The 18,061-nt window shown below is 72.4% G+C and carries 12 protein-coding genes and 1 pseudogene; 4 read left to right on the top strand and 9 right to left on the bottom strand.

Going from position 1 to position 18,061, the window contains the following annotated elements:
- Positions 1-139 precede the first annotated feature (139 nt).
- A complete protein-coding gene (tmk, locus tag ABZY33_RS01980; RefSeq protein ID WP_356489481.1) occupies positions 140-3,343 on the bottom strand; it encodes a dTMP kinase in 3,204 nt (1,067 codons plus the stop codon).
- 131 nt (positions 3,344-3,474) lie between these two features.
- Positions 3,475-6,294, bottom strand: coding sequence for a type I DNA topoisomerase (gene topA / locus ABZY33_RS01975; RefSeq protein WP_356489480.1), 2,820 nt, complete (start codon positions 6,292-6,294; stop codon positions 3,475-3,477).
- A 430-nt stretch (positions 6,295-6,724) separates the two neighbouring features.
- Here topA and ABZY33_RS01970 point away from each other — a divergent pair, with 430 nt between their 5' ends.
- From ABZY33_RS01970 to ABZY33_RS01960, 3 genes are all read left to right on the top strand, one after another.
- Positions 6,725-7,207, top strand: coding sequence for an NINE protein (locus ABZY33_RS01970; RefSeq protein WP_356489479.1), 483 nt, complete (start codon positions 6,725-6,727; stop codon positions 7,205-7,207).
- Positions 7,207-7,605: a DUF2752 domain-containing protein gene (locus ABZY33_RS01965; RefSeq protein ID WP_356489478.1), complete on the top strand. Its 399-nt coding sequence runs from the start codon at positions 7,207-7,209 to the stop codon at positions 7,603-7,605. The genes ABZY33_RS01970 and ABZY33_RS01965 overlap by 1 nt, the downstream gene beginning before the upstream one ends.
- A 196-nt stretch (positions 7,606-7,801) precedes the next feature.
- A complete protein-coding gene (locus ABZY33_RS01960; protein ID WP_356489477.1) occupies positions 7,802-8,086 on the top strand; it encodes a TM2 domain-containing protein in 285 nt (94 codons plus the stop codon).
- 81 nt (positions 8,087-8,167) lie between these two features.
- Here the strand turns inward: ABZY33_RS01960 and ABZY33_RS01955 are convergent, their stop codons facing one another.
- The 6 genes from ABZY33_RS01955 to bldG all read right to left on the bottom strand — a co-directional run bounded on the left by ABZY33_RS01955 (position 8,168) and on the right by bldG (position 14,752).
- Positions 8,168-8,365: a hypothetical protein gene (locus ABZY33_RS01955; protein WP_356489476.1), complete on the bottom strand. Its 198-nt coding sequence runs from the start codon at positions 8,363-8,365 to the stop codon at positions 8,168-8,170.
- Between the two features lie 104 nt (positions 8,366-8,469).
- The gene (locus tag ABZY33_RS01950) at positions 8,470-10,005 is read right to left on the bottom strand and encodes a methyltransferase (protein WP_356489475.1); all 1,536 of its coding nucleotides are present in this window, start codon (positions 10,003-10,005) and stop codon (positions 8,470-8,472) included.
- Positions 10,006-10,200: 195 nt separating this feature from the next.
- Positions 10,201-10,782 (bottom strand): small secreted protein, encoded by a 582-nt coding sequence (locus tag ABZY33_RS01945; RefSeq protein ID WP_356489474.1) that lies wholly within the window; start codon positions 10,780-10,782, stop codon positions 10,201-10,203.
- 268 nt (positions 10,783-11,050) lie between these two features.
- Positions 11,051-13,450: a sodium-translocating pyrophosphatase gene (locus tag ABZY33_RS01940; RefSeq protein ID WP_356489473.1), complete on the bottom strand. Its 2,400-nt coding sequence runs from the start codon at positions 13,448-13,450 to the stop codon at positions 11,051-11,053.
- A gap of 410 nt (positions 13,451-13,860) precedes the next feature.
- Entirely contained in the window at positions 13,861-14,307 is a 447-nt protein-coding gene (locus ABZY33_RS01935; protein ID WP_356489472.1) for an ATP-binding protein, read from the bottom strand.
- 103 nt (positions 14,308-14,410) lie between these two features.
- Positions 14,411-14,752, bottom strand: coding sequence for an anti-sigma factor antagonist BldG (bldG, locus tag ABZY33_RS01930; protein ID WP_003975386.1), 342 nt, complete (start codon positions 14,750-14,752; stop codon positions 14,411-14,413).
- A gap of 82 nt (positions 14,753-14,834) precedes the next feature.
- Between bldG and ABZY33_RS01925 the strand changes: the two genes are divergently transcribed.
- Positions 14,835-17,330: a DEAD/DEAH box helicase gene (locus tag ABZY33_RS01925; RefSeq protein ID WP_356489471.1), complete on the top strand. Its 2,496-nt coding sequence runs from the start codon at positions 14,835-14,837 to the stop codon at positions 17,328-17,330.
- A 234-nt stretch (positions 17,331-17,564) separates the two neighbouring features.
- On the opposite strand, the pseudogene ABZY33_RS01920 reads toward ABZY33_RS01925, so the two are convergent.
- Positions 17,565-17,933: pseudogene (locus tag ABZY33_RS01920) on the bottom strand (Rv3654c family TadE-like protein); the annotation flags it as partial.
- Positions 17,934-18,061 lie beyond the last annotated feature (128 nt).

The raw sequence follows: 18,061 nt of genomic DNA, 5'->3' as shown, positions 1-18,061 counted from the left end.
CGCACCCAGCGGGCAGAGCTGAAACTGCTGCCCCGAGCCACCCGGACCCAGCCGGGCGGAGCTAAGCCAGGCCGACCTGCGCCGGCCCGGGACCAGCCGCGCGCCCCGCCTCACTCCACCCCACCGAGCGACGCCCCGTCTACCGGCGGCGCCGGTTCTTGCGGCCCCCGCCCGTGGCGCCCCCGTCATCACCCTCGGCGTGCTCATCGTCCTGGTCGCCCAGCAACTCGTCCGCCAGCGTCGGCAGGTCGTCCAGCGGGGTCTCCTCCGCCCAGTCCGGGCGGGGGCGGCGGCGCGGCCGGCCCTCCTCGTCGAGTTGCGGCAGCTCCGCCGTACGGTCGGCGGCGCTCTCCGGCGGTGCCTCGTGCGCGGGGTGCTCGTCCCGGAAGTAACCCTGCGGCACCCGGTCCCCGGCCCCCTCGGAGACCTGCGGCAGGACGGCCGTCTCGTCGGCGGGGCCGGCGGAGAGCCGGGGCAGCTGCGCCGTCTCCTCCGCCTCCCGGGCAGGCTCCGGGGCCGCGTCCCGGACGGGCGGCAGCACCGCCGTCTCCTCGGCCGCGGACGGCGCCTGCGGCCGCACGATCGGCGTCTGCACCGTCGTCTCGTTGTCCGGCACGGGCGGCACGGGCGGCGCGGAGGGCGCGGGCCGGTCCGGGGTCGCGGCGGGCGTCGATGAAGGCGCCTCCGGCTTGCGGGGATGCGCCGGCGCGGCGGGCGCGGACCGGTTCACCGTCGTACTCGCCCGGGCCTCCTGCGCGGCCTGGGCCGCCTGCGCCGCGAGGCGTCGGGCCTCCTCCGCGCGCAGCAACGCCTCCTCGGCCTTGCGCTGCTTCTCCAGGCGCCGCTCCTCGGCCTCGGCCCGCAGTCGCGCCTCCTCCTCGGCCCGCTTGCGCAGCCGTTCCTGCTCGGCGGCGCGGGCCTTCTCCTCGGCGAGGAGGCGGGCCTGCTCGGCCTCGGCCTTCTTGCGGGACTCCTCGGCGCGCTGCCGGGCCTCCTCCGCCTGCCGCTCGGCCTCGATGCGCTGCGCCTCCTCCAGCTCGCGGCGCTTGCGCTCCTCCTCCTCGGCGCGGAGTTTGGCGAGCTGCTCCTGGCGCTCGCGCTCGATCCGCTCCTCCTCCGCCTTACGCGCGGCCTCTTCCTCGGCCTTGCGCCGAGCCTCTTCCTCGGCGGCCCTGCGGGCCTCTTCCCGCGCCTCGATCTCGGCTTCCGAGAGCGGCAGGAGCTGGTCGAGACGGTGGCGGACCACCGTCGTCACGGCCTCCGGCTCCTGGCCCGCGTCGACGACGAGGTAGCGGCCCGCGTCGCCGGCGGCCAGCGTCAGGAAACCGGCGCGCACGCGCGCGTGGAACTCCGCCGGCTCCGACTCGAGCCGGTCCGGTGCCTCGGTGAACCGCTCGCGCGCGGCCTCGGGGTCCACGTCGAGCAGCACCGTCAGGTGCGGTACGAGCCCGCCGGTGGCCCAGCGGTTGATGCGGGCGACCTCGGTCGGGGACAGGTCGCGGCCCGCGCCCTGGTAGGCGACGGACGAGTCGATGTACCGGTCGGAGATGACGACGGCGCCGCGCTCCAGCGCGGGCCGCACGACCGTGTCGACGTGCTCGGCGCGGTCGGCGGCGTACAGCAGTGCCTCGGCGCGGTGCGAGAGGCCGGCGGACGAGACGTCGAGGAGGATCGAGCGCAGCCGCTTGCCGACGGGTGTCGCGCCGGGTTCGCGGGTGAGCACGACCTCGTGGCCCTTGGCGCGGATCCATTCGGCGAGGGCCTCGGCCTGCGTCGACTTGCCGGCGCCGTCGCCGCCTTCCAGGGCGATGAAGTATCCGGTGGCGGCCGGGGCCTGCGCCGGGTCGTTCCCCCCGAGCAGCGCGTCCCTCAGGTCGTGCCGCAGGGGGACGCCGCTGCGGTCGTCGGCCTTGGCGAGGACCAGCGCGGCGACGGGCAGCAGCAGGGCGCCCACCAGCATCAGCGTGAACGCGGCGCCGCCGTGGGCGAAGACGAACTTGCCGTTCTCCAGGCGGTGCGGCCCGATGAGCCCGGCGAGCACCGGCGCGAGCACGGCGCCGAGCGCGACGCTGACGCGGACGACGGCCTGGAGGTGCTCGGTGACCCGGGCCCGCCGGTACTCCTCGCTCTCCTGGTCGAGCAGCGTGTGCCCGGTGTTGGCGGCGATGCCCGCGGTGACACCGGCGAGGCTCACCATGAGGAGCACGGTCGTCACGTCCGGGACGAGCCCGGCGGCGAGCAGCGCGATGCCGGTGAGGGCGAGGACGAGCGCGAGCAGCCGGCGCCGGGACAGCGCGGGCAGCACGGTCGGCGCGGTGCGGATGCCGACGACGGTGCCGCCGGTCAGGCCGAGGACGAGCAGCCCGAACGTCACCGGGCCGCCGCCCAGGTCCTTGGCGTGCAGCACGGAGACGGCGACGGCGGCGGCGATCGCCCCGGCGACGGCGGCGCAGGCCAGGACGAGCAGCGGGATCGCGCCCGTACGGCCCTTGTCGACGCCGTTGCCGGTGCGCGGGCGGCGCAGTCCTTCCAGCGGCGAGCGCGCGCGGGGCGTCTGCGCGCCGGGCAGTTCGAGGAAGAAGACGACGGAGAGCGAGGCGGCGAAGAGGCCCGCGCCCACGTACGACGAGAGCGCGACCTGGTGCTGGGCGAACCAGTCGAGGCCGGCGCCCAGCAGGTTCTGCACCAGCGTCACGAGGACGAGGACGGCGGCGGCCAGCGGGATCGCCACGAAGCCGGTGCGCAGGGAGAGCCGGCGCAGCGCGTCCATGTGGTCGGGCAGCGGCCGCACGGCCGCGCCCTCCAGGGGCGGCGCGGGCAGCAGCGCGGGCGCCGCGCTCTCCTTGGCGACGGTCCAGAACCGCTCGGCGACACCGGCGACGAACGCGGTGACGAGGAGCAGCGCCGGTGCGTTGTCCGGGGTCCAGTCGATCCACAGGGGCGCGACGATCAGCAGGGCGGCGCGCAGTCCGTCGGCGCCGACCATGGTCCAGCGCCGGTCGAGGGGTCCGCCGGGGGTGGTGAGCGAGGTCAGCGGTCCCAGCAGGACGGCGCCGAACAGCAGGGTCGACAGGATGCGCGCCCCGAAGACCGCGGCGACGGCGAGGGCCACGCCCCGGTATCCGCCGCCGAACGTCCCTTGGGCGATCGCCGCCTGGAGCGCGAGCACCACGAGCACAAGCAGCCCGAGTACATCACCGACCCCGCCGACGAGCTGCGCGGACCACAGTCGCTTCAACTCGGGTACCCGCAGGAGAGCGCGCACGGCGCGCTCCCGGGAGTCCGCTACCAGGGCGTCGTCTGGGGCCTCGTGGGGGGCCGTTGGCTGCTCGGCACGGGTCATTCGTCCAGCCTATCGGGAGGGACCGACACTCCGGAGGCGCACCCGAACAAACGGACGCCTCCAGGTCACCGGACCCGGAGGCGTCCCGTCCACATATGCCGCGAACCGCCCGCGGGCGGACGCGCTGCCCGCTACTCGGCCGGAGCCGCCTTCGTGGCCGCGGTCGTCTTGGCCGCCGCCTTCTTGGCGGTCGTCGTCTTGGCAGCGGTCTTCTTGGCGACCGCCTTCTTCGCGGGGGCCTTCTTGGCCGGTGCCTTCTTGGCGGCCTTCTTCGCGGTCTTCTTGGCGGGCCCCTTCGCCCGCTTCTCCGCGAGCAGCTCGTAGCCGCGCTCGGGGGTGATCTCCTCCACGGAGTCGTCGGAGCGCAGTGTGGCGTTGGTCTCGCCATCGGTGACGTACGCGCCGAAGCGGCCGTCCTTCACGACGACCGGCTTGCCGCTGACCGGGTCCTCGCCGAGCTCCTTGAGCGGCGGCTTGGCGGCCGCGCGCCCGCGCTGCTTGGGCTGCGCGTAGATCGCCAGCGCCTCTTCGAGGGTGATCGTGAAGAGCTGGTCCTCGCTCTGCAGCGAGCGGGAGTCCGTGCCCTTCTTCAGGTACGGGCCGTACCGCCCGTTCTGCGCGGTGATCTCCACGCCCTCCGCGTCGGTGCCCACCACGCGCGGCAGCGACATCAGCTTCAGGGCGTCTTCCAGCGTCACCGTGTCGAGCGTCATCGTCTTGAAGAGCGAGGCGGTCCGCGGCTTCACCGCGTTCTTGCCGGTCTTCGGGGTGCCCTCGGGGAGCACCTCGGTGACGTAGGGCCCGTAGCGCCCGTCCTTGGCGACGATCTGGTGGCCGCTGGCCGGGTCCGTGCCCAGCTCGAAGTCGCCGCTCGGCTTGGCGAGCAGCTCCTCGGCGTACTCCACGGAGAGCTCGTCGGGGGCGAGGTCCTCGGGGACGTCCGCGCGCTGGTGGTTCTCGGAGTCGCGCTCGCCGCGCTCTACGTAGGGGCCGTAGCGCCCGACCCGCAGCACGATGTCGTTGCCGACGGGGAAGGACGAGACCTCGCGGGCGTCGATCGCGCCCAGGTCGGTCACCAGCTCCTTGAGGCCGCCGAGGTGGTCGCCGTCGCCGTTGCCCGCCTCCGCGGCCGAGCCGGAGCCGTCGCCCTCGCCGAAGTAGAAGCGGCGCAGCCACGGCACGGCCTGCGCCTCGCCGCGCGCGATGCGGTCGAGGTCGTCCTCCATCTTGGCGGTGAAGTCGTAGTCGACGAGCCGGCCGAAGTGCTTCTCCAGCAGGTTCACGACGGCGAAGGACAAGAAGGAGGGGACCAGCGCGGTCCCCTTCTTGAAGACGTAGCCGCGGTCGAGGATCGTGCCGATGATCGACGCGTACGTCGACGGGCGGCCGATCTCGCGCTCTTCCAGCTCCTTGACGAGCGAGGCCTCGGTGTAGCGGGCCGGCGGCTTGGTCGCGTGGCCGTCGACCGTCAGCTCCTCGGCGGTCAGCGGGTCGCCCTCGGTGACCTGCGGCAGGCGCCGCTCGCGGTCGTCCAGCTCCGCGTTCGGGTCGTCGGCGCCCTCGACGTAGGCCTTGAGGAAGCCGTGGAAGGTGATGGTCTTGCCGGACGCGCTGAACTCGGCGTCGCGGCCGTCGCTGGAGCGGCCGGCGATCTTCACGGTGACCGAGTTGCCGACGGCGTCCTTCATCTGGGAGGCGACGGTGCGCTTCCAGATCAGCTCGTACAGCTTGAACTGGTCGCCGGAGAGTCCCGTCTCGGCGGGCGTGCGGAAGCGGTCGCCGGAGGGGCGGATCGCCTCGTGCGCCTCCTGCGCGTTCTTCACCTTGCCGGCGTACGTGCGCGGCTTGTCCGGCAGGTAGTCGCCGCCGTACAACTGCGTGACCTGGGCGCGGGCCGCCGTGACGGCCGTGTCCGAGAGCGTCGTGGAGTCCGTACGCATGTAGGTGATGAAGCCGTTCTCGTACAGCTTCTGCGCCACCTGCATGGTCGCCTTCGCGCCGAAGCCGAGCTTGCGCGAGGCCTCCTGCTGCAACGTCGTCGTCCGGAAGGGCGCGTACGGCGAGCGGCGGTAGGGCTTGGACTCCACCGAGCGGACAGCGAACGAGGTGTCCTGGAGGGCGGCGGCGAGCGCACGGGCGTTCGCCTCGTCCAGGTGGAGGGTGTTCGCCGAGTTCCCGCCCTTGATCTGGCCGAGCGAGTCGAAGTCGCGGCCCTGGGCGATGCGCTTGCCGTCGACCGCGCTGAGCCGTGCGACCAGCGCCGAGGGGTCGGACGGGTCGCCGGCCCGGCCGGTCGCGAAGGTGCCGGTCAGGTCCCAGTACTCGGCGGAGCGGAAGGCGATCCGCTCGCGCTCGCGCTCGACGACGAGCCGGGTCGCCACGGACTGCACGCGCCCGGCCGACAGGCGCGGCATGACCTTCTTCCACAGGACCGGCGAGACCTCGTAGCCGTAGAGGCGGTCGAGGATGCGGCGGGTCTCCTGGGCGTCGACCATCCGCTTGTTCAGCTCGCGCGGGTTGGCGACGGCGGCGCGGATCGCGTCCTTGGTGATCTCGTGGAAGACCATCCGGTGGACGGGGACCTTGGGCTTCAGGACTTCGAGGAGGTGCCACGCGATGGCCTCGCCCTCGCGGTCCTCATCGGTGGCGAGGAAGAGTTCGTCGGAGTCCTTCAGCAGGTCCTTGAGCTTCTTGACCTGTGCCTTCTTGTCGGCGTTGACGACGTAGACCGGCTCGAAGTCGTTGTCTACGTCCACGCCGAGGCGGCGCACCTCACCCGTGTACTTGTCGGGCACCTCCGCGGCGCCGTTGGGGAGGTCGCGGATGTGCCCGACGCTCGCTTCGACGACGTACCCAGGGCCGAGATAGCCCTTGATCGTCTTCGCCTTGGCGGGCGACTCGACGATGACGAGTCGGCGGCCGCCCTGTGCGGTCTCGCTGGTCGGGGACAACTTCGCTCTTCTCTCCGGTCGGCGGTCGGGGCCGTGCGGTGACGGTGTCCCGTCGGTCATCGGGGGTGGTCGGGGCCGTGTCGGCGACGGGTGTCCCGTCGGTGGTCGCGGCACTGCTGCGGAGTGTGACGCTACCTCCCGCCGGTGTGTCAAACGGGAAAAGCACGCAGCAGCCACTCGGAACGGTAACCCGACTCTTCTTGATCCTGCCCGCGGACCGGGGAGCGGACCCTTCGCCTCCGTGTAGCCGGGAGATCACGGTGCGTGGCGCGCGGTGCCACACTCTCGTCACGAGCGTCCCTATTGCGCTCCTATCGTGCTCCCTCACTCCCCAGCCCTTATCCGCTCCTGACAAGATGGCGGATGGCTGGGGGAGCCCGAGGGAAGCCCCGGTCCGTCCCCACCGGCATCCCGACCCAGGAGCATCCCGATGTCCGACAGCAATCCCTACGGCCAGCAGCCCCCGCAGGACCCGCCGGGAGCCGGCCCGTACGGCTACCCGCAGCAGGGCGGGCAGCCCGGATACGGCGCGGCACCGGGCCAGCCGCCGCAGGGCGGCCAGCCCACCTACGGCTACCCCTACCCGGGCTCCGCCCCGGCCGGGGGCGGCTACCCGCCCCAGCCGCAGCCCGGCATGCCCGCGCCCTACGACCCGATGGCGCCGTACGGCTACGACCCGTACGGGCGGCCGTACTCGGACAAGTCGAAGATGACGGCGGGCCTGCTCGGCATATTCCTCGGCACGTTCGGTGTCGGCCGCTTCTACACCGGCCACACCGGCCTGGCCGTCGGACAGCTGCTCGTCGGCGTGCTGACCTGCGGCATCGGCGGCATGTGGGGCTTCATCGACGGCATCGTCATGCTCGCCGGCAGCAACACGACCGACGCGCAGGGCCGCATCCTGCGCTCCTAGTGGCCACCCCCTCGCGCCGCTCGCCCCGCGCCCCGGCCGCGGCGCCCCTCGCGGTGTTCGCCGCCGGGGCCGCCGGGGCCGCGTACCTCTACGGCACCGACCCGCACGAGCCGGGGCACTGGCTGCCCGGCTGCCCGTTCCGCGCGCTCACCGGGCTGCTCTGCCCCGGCTGCGGCGGCACCCGCATGGCGTACGACGTGCTGCACGGCCGGCTCGGCACGGCCTGGCACGACAACGGCCTGCTGCTGGCCGCGTCCCCGTTCGTCCTGTACCTGCTGGGGCGCTGGCTCTACGCGGGGCTGCGCGGACGGCGGTGGCGGCCGGTGGTGAGCGTCCGCCTCCAGGTGGCCCTGCTGGGCGTCGCCGCCGTGTGGACCGTGGCGCGCAACGTCATCTGACCCGGCATCACCGCGCCGCGCACAAGGTCACGAACTCGCCACGATCACCTGCCCGGGTACATGACACCCCCGGGTCCCCCTCTACGCTTCGTTCTCCCGAGGCCACGCCGTGTCCCCACCGGTGCGTCGCTCTCGGCTTCTTCCGCTCACCGGCGCGCTCCGTCGCGCCATTTTTCCGTCCCTAGGAGCAACTCCCATGTCCCAGCCCTTCCCCGGCGCCACGCCCGAGGCCCCGTTCGGCGTCGACCCGCAGGGCCGCCCGTACTCCGACAAGCAGAAGCTGGTCGCCGGCCTGCTCGGCATCTTCCTCGGCTCGTTCGGCGTCGGTCGCTTCTACGTGGGCGACACCAAGACCGGTGTCTGGCAGCTCGTCGTCTCCATCGTGACCTGTGGCGCGGGTGGCCTGTGGGGCTTCATCGACGGCATCATCTTCCTCACCAGCAACGACCGCACGGACGCCCAGGGCCGCCCCCTGCGCTGACGTCGCGACGCGCCGACGCCCGCCCCCGGACCCGATCCGGAGGCGGGCGTCGCCGTGTCCGGGCGCCGCGCTGACGCCATGTCACATCTGGCCGAAACACCACGCTCCCAGCGCCAGGCAGACGAGACCCGCCACCCCGGCGGCCACCGCCGACGCCACCGGGCGCGCCCCGTGCGCCACCGGCTCGCGGTGCGCCGTGCGCGCCCCCGTCCACACCACGAGCCCCGCGCCGAACAACGCGAACACCGTGCCCGCGAAGACCGCAGGTGCACTCTCCATCGCCTTGCCTCCCGCCTTCGGGCGGCGCGCGCCGCCCTGGCCGGACGCTGGCACGGGCGGGGGAACCCCGGGTGAACTCCCGGGCAGCGGCAGGCGAAGAGGAGCTAGCCGCCGTGCCCGGCGGGGGTGATGAAGCCCTGCTCGATCAGGGTGCGGATCTGAGCCGGCGTGCGGTCGCGCAGCAACACCTGCTCCTCGCCGACCAGTTGCGCGATGGCGTCCAGGATGCGTCCGGCACTCAGCGACCCGTCGCACACGCCCGCGAACCCGGCGCCGATCGTGTCCACCTTCGTCGCCCGGCGCATGCCGCGCCCCTGGCGGAGCACGACGTGCTCGGGGTCCTCGGCCCCCGGCAGCCCGACCTGCTCCTGCACGACCTCGCCGGCGAGCGTGAACGAGGCTTCCAGGAGCGCGGCGTCGTCGTGCGTGCGGAGCCAGTCGACCCGCTCGAAGTGCGCCCGGACCGTCTCGCCGAGCGGCTGCTCGACCGGGTGCGGCCACTCCTCCACGACGATCGAGGGCTCCGCGGCGGCGCTCTTGCGGAGCGTGATCCACCCGAAGCCGACAGCGGTCACCCGGCGCGCCTCGAACTCGTCGAGCCACGCGTCGTACCGGGCCGCGTACTGCGCCGGGTCGGTGCGGTGGTCACCGGCGTCGCGCAGCCACAGCTCGGCGTACTGCGTGATGTCCTGCACCTCGCGCTGCACGATCCAGGCGTCGCAGCCACGCGGCACCCACGAGCGCAGCCGCTCGGTCCACTCCTCGCCCTCCACGTGCTGCCAGTTGGCGAGGAACTGGGCGTATCCCCCCTCGTTCAGATGCTCCCCCGCTCCCTGCACGAGCGAGCGGCACAGATCGTCCCCGCCCATCCCGCCGTCGCGGTAGGTCAGCCGCGCGCCGGGCGAGATGACGAACGGCGGGTTCGACACGATCAGGTCGTACGTGGCCTCGCCCACCGGCTCGTACAGGGAGCCCTCGCACAGGTCGGCGGCGGGCACACCGGACAGCGCGAGGGTGAGCGCGGTGATGTGCAGGGCACGGGGGTTGAGGTCGGTCGCCGTGACGCGGGTGGCGTGCCGCGCGGCGTGCAGGGCCTGGATGCCGGAGCCGGTGCCGAGGTCCAGCGCCGAGGCGACGGGGGTGCGCACGGTGATGCCGGCGAGCGTCGTGGAGGCGCCGCCGACGCCGAGCACGACGCCCTGCGCGTGGCTGCCGATGCCACCGGCGCCGCCGACCGCGCAGCCGAGGTCGGAGACGATGAACCAGTCCTCGCCGTCCGGTCCGCCGTAGGGGCGTACGTCGACGGCCGCGGCCACCTCGTCGCCTCCGGTCTCCCGCAGCCAGCCGTCCTCCAGGCAGGCGGCGAGGGGCAGCACCGCGGTGGCGTGCTCGCGCGGCACGGGCTGTTGCAGCAGGAAGAGCCGGACGAGTGTTTCCAGGGGCGTGTCGCCCCGGGTGGCGCGCAGGGCGGGCACGGTCTCGCTGCGGGCGAGCGCGGCGTAGGCGGGCGCCCCGAGCAGGTCGAGCAGCCCGTCGGCGGTGAACTCGGCTTCGAGGAGGGCGTCGCGCAGGGCGCGGGCGGTGTCCGGACGGTCGGCGGCGGGCAGCGGGGCGGCAACGGGTGAACTCACACCGCCCATTGTGACCCGGCCCGCGCCGTCCCGGAGGTGCGCCCCGCGTCGCTGGGAGCGCCACCCGGCACCTCGGGCGTCCCGGGCCGCGTTTCCCTGCCGCGTTCCCGGCGGGCCGGCGCGAAGCGACCCCGGACAGCCGGAACCCCCGGGCACGGCGCACGGCGGCACCGCCCCCGGGGGCACGTGACAGCAGGGGCCGGGCTACGAGGCCGACGGCGTGGCGGACGCCCTCTTGCAGCTCTCCTGCTTGGCCATCGCCTTGCCGACGTCGCCCTCTTCCAGGTTCTTCAGGGCGTCGCTGCCGCTCTGGCTCAGCTTGTCCAGCTCGCCCGCGATGCTCTTGAGGCCCTCGGCGAACTTCGCCTGGTCGCCGGTGTCCAGCTTGTCGACCTGCTTGCGCAGGTCGGCGTAGGACGTCGAGATCTTGTCCAGTTCCTTGACGGCGTCCTGCTGCTTCTTCTCGCCGCCGTCGACGTTCGGGGCGCCCGCCTTGTCGACGGCGTCCCCGATCGCCTTGTAGGCGTCGGACATGTCCTGGAACGCCTTCGAGTCCGTCTTCTTGACGTCGGCCGGCGCGCTGTTGTCCGACGTCTCCTTCTGGATCGCGGCGTTGGCCGACTCGATCTTCTTCGCCTGCGGCTGGACCTTGTCGCAGACCTGCTTGGCCCAGGAGTCGAGCTTGTCGTTGCCGTCGTCGCCGCAGCCCGACAAGGCCATTACCAGTACCGCACCGCCGGACAGTGCGGCAGCAAGCTTCTTGTTCACCGGATCGGTCCCTTCCATGGCTCTCGGCCCCGGAACTTACACGCCGGGCACACGACCATCGCACGTCAGCCATCCCATACGACCGCTTTGTTCACCTTTAGCAGCCATTTGCACCAAGGGAGAGAAGGCTCACGGAAGAGAGGCCCGCCGGCGCGGGAGACGGAACGAAGACGCAGGTGGCGCGGGGTGCGGACACGGCAGCGGGCAGACAGCGCGTCAGGAGCCGCTGTCCGCCCGCCTGTTGGGACCGCCTGTTGAGACGCCGGTTCGCCGTGGGCGTACGCCGCTACGTACGGGAGGGTGCCACCGCCGGGTCGGCCGGCTTCGGCACCCGCCCGGCGCCCGGGCCGCTGTCGCCGTCGTCGTCGCTGACCGCGATCCCACGCCGTTTGGAGACGTAGACGGCGCCGATGATGACGGCGAGCGAGATGACGGCGACCACGACCCGTACGGGCACGCTCGCGTCGTCCCCGTAGCTGAACTTGACCACCGCGGGCGCGATGAGCAGCGCGACCAGGTTCATCACCTTCAGCAGCGGGTTGATGGCGGGTCCCGCGGTGTCCTTGAAGGGGTCCCCGACCGTGTCGCCGATCACGGTCGCCGCATGGGCCTCACTGCCCTTGCCGCCGTGGTGGCCGTCCTCGACGAGTTTCTTCGCGTTGTCCCAGGCGCCGCCGGAGTTGGCGAGGAAGACCGCCATCAGCGTCCCCGTGCCGATGGCGCCGGCGAGGTAGGCGCCGAGCGCGCCGACGCCGAGCGTGAAACCGACCGCGATGGGCGCCATGACGGCGAGCAGCCCGGGCGTGGCGAGTTCCCGCAGCGCGTCCTTGGTGCAGATGTCGACGACGCGCCCGTACTCCGGTTCTTCCGTGTAGTCCATGATCCCGGGGTGCTCGCGGAACTGCCGGCGCACCTCGTAGACGACCGCCCCCGCCGACCGGGACACGGCGTTGATGGCGAGCCCGGAGAAGAGGAAGACGACCGCGGCGCCGCCGATGAGCCCCACCAGGTTGTTGGGCTGGGAGATGTCCATCACGAGGTTCATCGGCCCGCCGTCGCCGACCTTCTCCCCCACGTCATGGGCGGCGGTGAGGATCGCGTCCCGGTACGAGCCGAACAGCGCCGCCGCCGCGAGGACGGCCGTGGCGATGGCGATGCCCTTGGTGATGGCCTTGGTGGTGTTGCCGACGGCGTCCAGGTCGGTGAGGACCTGCGCGCCCGAGCCCTGGACGTCGCCGGACATCTCGGCGATGCCCTGCGCGTTGTCGGAGACCGGGCCGAAGGTGTCCATCGCGACGATGACGCCGACGGTGGTGAGCAGTCCGGTGCCCGCCAGCGCCACCGCGAAGAGCGCGAGCATGATCGAGGTGCCGCCGAGCAGGAACGCCCCGTAGACGCCGAGCCCGATCAGCACGGCCGTGTAGACCGCCGATTCGAGGCCGAGGGAGATGCCCGCGAGCACGACGGTCGCCGGTCCGGTCAGCGACGTCTTGCCGATGTCCCTGACCGGGCGCCGGGTCGTCTCGGTGAAGTACCCGGTGAGCTGCTGGATCAGCGCGGCGAGCACGATGCCGATCGCGACCGCGATGACGGCGAGGACGCGCGGGTCGCCGCCCTTGGCGCGGATCGCCGCGTCGGTGACCCCGTCCAGGTCGGCGTAGCTGCCGGGGAGGTAGACGAAGACCGCCGCCGCCACGAGGACGAGCGAGATCACCGCCGAGATGAAGAACCCGCGGTTGATGGCGCTCATCCCGCTGCGGTCGGCCCGGCGCGGCGCGACGGCGAAGATGCCGATCATCGCCGTGACGACCCCGATGGCGGGGACGATCAGCGGGAAGGCGAGACCGGCGTCGCCGAACGCCGCCTTGCCGAGGATCAGCGCGGCCACCAGTGTGACGGCGTAGGACTCGAAGAGGTCGGCGGCCATGCCGGCGCAGTCCCCGACGTTGTCGCCCACGTTGTCGGCGATCGTCGCGGCGTTGCGCGGGTCGTCCTCCGGGATGCCCTGCTCGACCTTGCCGACCAGGTCGGCCCCGACGTCGGCCGCCTTGGTGAAGATGCCGCCGCCGACCCTCATGAACATCGCGATCAGCGCGGCGCCGAGCCCGAATCCTTCGAGCACCTTGGGCGCGTCGGCCGCGTAGACGAGCACGACACACGAGGCGCCGAGCAGTCCGAGCCCCACCGTGAACATGCCGACGACGCCGCCCGTACGGAAAGCGATCTTCATGGCTTTGTGCGAGACGGCGGTGAGATCCTTTTCCGGCTCGCCTTCCGTGGGGGTCGCTTCCCGGGCCGCGGCGGCGACGCGCACATTGCTGCGCACCGCGAGCCACATTCCGATATAGCCGGTGACCGCCGAGAAGAGGGCGCCGATCAAGAAGAAGATCGACCGCCCCGCGCGCTGATTCCAGTCGTCCGCCGGAAGCAGCATGAGCAGGAAGAACACCACGACGGCGAAAATGCCGAGGGTGCGCAGCTGCCGGTCCAGATAGGCTTTCGCGCCTTCCTGGACCGCGGCCGCGATCTTCTTCATGGAATCCGTTCCCTCGCCGGCCGCGAGCACCTGGCGCACCAGGACTGCGGCGACGGCGAGCGCCGCGAGCGCGACGACGGCGATGATGATCACGATCAGACGGTTGCCGTCCGTCAGGACTGCGGCTGCGAAGGTAGAAGGCTCCGCCATTCGTCCTCCTTGACGCTTGGGCTGAGCTCAAGATGTGGACGGATTGTAGGGAGCGGAACCTGATCAAAACAGTGCGCGGGCAAACGTTGATGTTCTTCTTCTTGCTACCCGACAAATGATCGCCGGACACCAAAGGGGCCGGTCCGGAGGACAAATGGATAACACCCTCAGGGCATTAACGGAGATCACCGATCAAGAAATGCGGAGGCGTTCACGCAGGTCGAGACAGGTGCACACGAAATACGTCCCACAAACCCCGGGGAACGCAGAAGAGGCCCGGTTCACCACGTGGGCGAACGGGACCTCGTCGAAAAAAACGGCTCGGAAAGGTCGGAAGGCCGCAGCGGGCGGGGCGCGGTCAGCGCGGCCGCGAACTGGGCCGGCCGCGGTCCGCCAGTCGCGCCCGGGAGCTACGGCAGCGGTGGCTGCGGCAGCGTCAACGGCGCGGTCGGCCATGTCATCCGAAGGAGACCTCCGGACTCGTCCGCGGTGACCTCGACATCGTCGACGAGGCCGCTGATGACGGCGAGACCCATCTCGTCCTCGCCCTCCGCCTCCAGCTCCTCGGCGCCATGGGCACCGGGTGCGCCGGGATCGGCCACCGTACGGGGAGCCTCGTCACCGACCTCGATGGAGAACTGCTTCTCCTCCTCGATCAACGCCACCCGCACCGGCGCCTGGATGGAGCTGCTCTGGTGCAGCCCGACCGCGCGCGTGCACGCCTCACCGACGGCCAGCCTGACCTCGTCGAGGACCGCCTCGTCCACCCCGGCCCGGCGCGCCACGGCGGCCGCCACGAGCCGAGCGGTCCTGACGTGCTCGGGCAGAGGGCTGAAGCGGAGTTCGACGGTGGCCATGCATCCCCCTCGGTCGTACGGGCGTGCTTTCGGGGACCGGGCCGGCCAGGCCCGATCCCCGCCATCAAGCTGATCCACCGGACCGGCCTGACCGACTGACGAGTCAGTCGGTCGCCGCCACGGCTTCCTCGACCGAGGTGTGAATGGGGAACACCTTGGTCAGGCCCGTGATCCTGAAGATCTTGAGAATGCGCTCCTGGTTGCAGACCAGGCGCAGCGAGCCCTCATGGGCCCGCACCCGCTTCAGGCCGCCGACCAGCACGCCGAGCCCGGTGGAGTCGAGGAAATCCACGCCCTCCATGTCGACGACAAGGTGGAAACTGCCGTCGTTCACCAGCTCGACCAGCTGCTCGCGCAGCTTGGGCGCGGTATATACATCGATTTCGCCACCGACCTCGACGACCGTACGATCGCCGACGGTACGGGTCGACAGGGACAGGTCCACGGATCCTCCAGCACCTTGCTATCGAGCGGTCGCCCCTCGGGGATACCTCGGCTTGATCCCCCGGGACGGTTCGCCAGCCGCGATGGCATTCAATCACTTACCGGCAGGCGTGCACGACGCCTTGGAGGCATTGTCCGTCACGCCGGTGACACACTCGGTGCCGATGGCCAAGAAACACCGACCCGACCGACCCCTGTCGTCCGCTGCCTCCCGCCCCTCTCCGGGGGCGGTTCTGGAGCGGCTCGCCTCGGGTCCGGACAGGGCTGCGCGCATCACTCATACGGAGCACTTGCCCCCTCGACCGGGTCGTCATGCAGTCTGGCCGGACCGGATCCGTCCCGAGGTCATCGCGGCCGTGCGGGCGGCCGGGATCGACGACCCCTGGGCCCACCAGGCCCGCGCGGCGGAGCACGCCCTGGACGGCGAGTCGGTGATCGTCGCCACCGGCACCGCCTCCGGCAAGTCCCTCGCCTATCTGGTCCCGGTCCTGTCGCGGCTGCTCGACGGGGCCGAGGCACCGAACGGGCGCGGCGCGACCGCTCTGTACCTCTCCCCGACGAAAGCGCTCGCCGCGGACCAGTGCCGATCGGTGAAGGAACTTTCACAACCGCTCGGCACGGCGATCCGTCCCGCGGTCTACGACGGCGACACCCCCTTCGAGGAACGCGAGTGGGTACGCCAGTACGCCAACTACGTCCTCACCAACCCCGACATGCTCCACCGCGGGATACTGCCCTCGCACCCGCGCTGGTCCTCCTTCCTGAAAGCCCTCAAGTACGTCGTCGTCGACGAGTGCCACACCTACCGCGGCGTCTTCGGCTCCCACGTCGCCCAGGTGCTGCGACGCCTGCGCCGCCTGTGTGCCCGCTACGGCTCCTCCCCGGTCTTCCTGCTCGCCTCGGCCACGGCGGCCGATCCCGCGGTCTCAGCGGGCCGTCTGACGGGCCTGCCGGTCGTCGAGGTCGCCGACGACGCCTCCCCCCGCGGCGACCTCGTCTTCGCCCTGTGGGAGCCGCCCCTCACCGAGATACGGGGCGAGAAGGGCGCGCCCGTGCGGCGCACCGCCACCGCCGAGACCGCGGACCTGCTCACCGACCTGACCGTGCAGGGCGTCCGCTCGGTCGCCTTCGTCCGCTCCCGCCGCGGCGCGGAGCTGATCTCGGTCATCGCCCAGGAACGCCTGGCCGAGATCGACCGCTCGCTCGTCCGCCGCGTCGCCGCCTACCGGGGCGGCTACCTCGCGGAGGAACGCCGCGCCCTCGAAGCCGCCCTCCACTCCGGCGAGCTCCTGGGCCTCGCCGCCACCACCGCCCTCGAACTCGGCATCGACGTCTCCGGCCTCGACGCCGTCGTCATCGCCGGCTACCCGGGCACCCGCGCCTCCCTGTGGCAGCAGGCGGGCCGGGCCGGACGGTCGGGGCAGGGCGCCCTCGCCGTCCTCGTGGCCCGCGACGACCCGCTGGACACCTACCTGGTCCACCACCCAGAGGCCCTCTTCGACCAGCCGGTCGAGTCGACGGTCCTGGACCCGGACAACCCGTACGTCCTCGCCCCGCACCTGTGCGCGGCCGCGGCGGAGCTTCCGCTCACGGAGGCGGACCTTGCCCTGTTCGGCCCGACGACGACAGAGCTCCTCCCCCAGCTCGAAGCGGCGAAGCTGCTGCGCCGCCGGGTGAAGTCCTGGCACTGGACGCGCCGCGAGTCCGCCGCCGACCTGGCCGACATCCGCGGCGAGGGCGGCAACCCCGTCCAGATCGTCGAAGCCGCCACGGGTCGCCTCCTCGGCACGGTCGACGCCGGCTCCGCACACACCACCGTCCACGACGGCGCGGTCCATCTCCACCAGGGCCGCACGTACGTGGTGAAGCACCTCGACCTCGACGACGACGTCGCCCTCGTCGAACCCGGCAACCCCACCTACTCGACCACCGCCCGCGACACCACGGCCATCTCCATCCTGGAGACGGACGTCGAAGTCCCCTGGGGCGAGGGCCGGTTGTGCTACGGCTCGGTCGAGGTCACCAACCAGGTCGTCGGCTATCTCCGCCGCCGTCTCATCACCGGCGAGGTCCTCGGCGAGACCAAGCTCGACCTCCCTCCCCGTACGCTGCGCACCCGCGCCGTGTGGTGGACGGTCACCGAGGACCAGCTCGACGCGGCCCGCATCAACCCCGAGATCCTCGGCGGCGCCCTGCACGCCGCCGAACACGCCTCCATCGGCATGCTCCCCCTCTTCGCCACGTGTGACCGCTGGGACATCGGCGGCGTCTCCGTCCCCCTCCACCCGGACACGCTGTTGCCCACGGTTTTCGTCTACGACGGCCACCCCGGCGGGGCGGGCTTCGCCGAACGCGCCTTCCACACCGCCGAGGAGTGGCTCACCGCCACCCGCGCGGCCATCGCCTCCTGCGAGTGCGAGGCCGGCTGCCCCTCCTGCATCCAGTCCCCCAAGTGCGGCAACGGCAACGATCCCCTCCACAAACGGGGGGCGGTCCGCCTGCTCACGACGCTGCTTGCGGGGGCGCGGGGTGGGGGGAGTGCGGGTGCGCCGGGTGGGGCTGGGGTGGGTGCGGGGTGAGTGCGGGGGCTGGGTTGAGCCTGGCGGGGCTGAGCTGACCGGGCCTAGGTAGGAGTGGGTTCGACCCGCTCGACGGGTTGGAGCGGCTGCGCCGAGCGGAGCCCGGCGGGGCTGGGCTGACCGGGCCGAGGTAGGAGTGCGTTCGACCCGCCCGACGGGCTGGAGCGGCTGCGCCCAGCGGAGCCCGGCAGGTCTGGAGCGGATGCCCCTAGTGAACCGAGCCTCGCTCGGTTCCGCCGGCCCCGCCGGCCCCGCCCGGGCTCTGACCTGCGCGGCGAACGGCGCTGTTCCGGCCGCCGCCGTCACGTCCGAGACCTCCTCGTACACCGAACAACGGACGATCCTCGCCCCTTGTGCCCGCGCCACCCGCCCGGCCAGGGCACACGCGTCATCGCGGCCCTCCATCCAGTGATCGGCCGCCGCGAGCGCCGCCAGATCGGCCGCGCCGCCCGCCCGGTGCCGTGCCTCCACCGCCCGGCCCATCGCCAACACGCCTCCGAAGAGCGCCCCGATGGCGGCCAGTGCCATGGCGACCCACACGGTCGCGGACCCGCGATCCGACCCCACCCGGCCGGACCACCACCCCTGGAGCCTTTCCCGCAAGCCCCTCCATTCGCCCCTCCACACGCCTTCCCGCACGCGCCTCCCCCTGACCCACCAAGCGCCTCCTCGCACCTGCTTCCACCCGCCCCTGCCAGCCCCTTCCCGCACGGATCTCCTCCCGCCCCGCC

The organism is Streptomyces sp. NPDC006552 (genome assembly GCF_040611655.1).
Classification (GTDB): Bacteria; Actinomycetota; Actinomycetes; order Streptomycetales; family Streptomycetaceae; genus Streptomyces.
This window is presented reverse-complemented; position numbering and strand designations above follow the sequence as displayed.

What these genes read in the sequence shown, in the direction of transcription:
- tmk (WP_356489481.1), bottom strand. Translation starts at nt 3,343, where the DNA reads ATGACCCGTGCCGAGCAGCCAACGGCCCCCCACGAGGCCCCAGACGAC.
- ABZY33_RS01970 (WP_356489479.1), top strand. Translation starts at nt 6,725, where the DNA reads ATGTCCGACAGCAATCCCTACGGCCAGCAGCCCCCGCAGGACCCGCCG.
- ABZY33_RS01960 (WP_356489477.1), top strand. Translation starts at nt 7,802, where the DNA reads ATGTCCCAGCCCTTCCCCGGCGCCACGCCCGAGGCCCCGTTCGGCGTC.
- ABZY33_RS01955 (WP_356489476.1), bottom strand. Translation starts at nt 8,365, where the DNA reads ATGGAGAGTGCACCTGCGGTCTTCGCGGGCACGGTGTTCGCGTTGTTC.
- ABZY33_RS01950 (WP_356489475.1), bottom strand. Translation starts at nt 10,005, where the DNA reads ATGGGCGGTGTGAGTTCACCCGTTGCCGCCCCGCTGCCCGCCGCCGAC.
- ABZY33_RS01945 (WP_356489474.1), bottom strand. Translation starts at nt 10,782, where the DNA reads ATGGAAGGGACCGATCCGGTGAACAAGAAGCTTGCTGCCGCACTGTCC.
- ABZY33_RS01940 (WP_356489473.1), bottom strand. Translation starts at nt 13,450, where the DNA reads ATGGCGGAGCCTTCTACCTTCGCAGCCGCAGTCCTGACGGACGGCAAC.
- ABZY33_RS01935 (WP_356489472.1), bottom strand. Translation starts at nt 14,307, where the DNA reads ATGGCCACCGTCGAACTCCGCTTCAGCCCTCTGCCCGAGCACGTCAGG.
- ABZY33_RS01925 (WP_356489471.1), top strand. Translation starts at nt 14,835, where the DNA reads ATGGCATTCAATCACTTACCGGCAGGCGTGCACGACGCCTTGGAGGCA.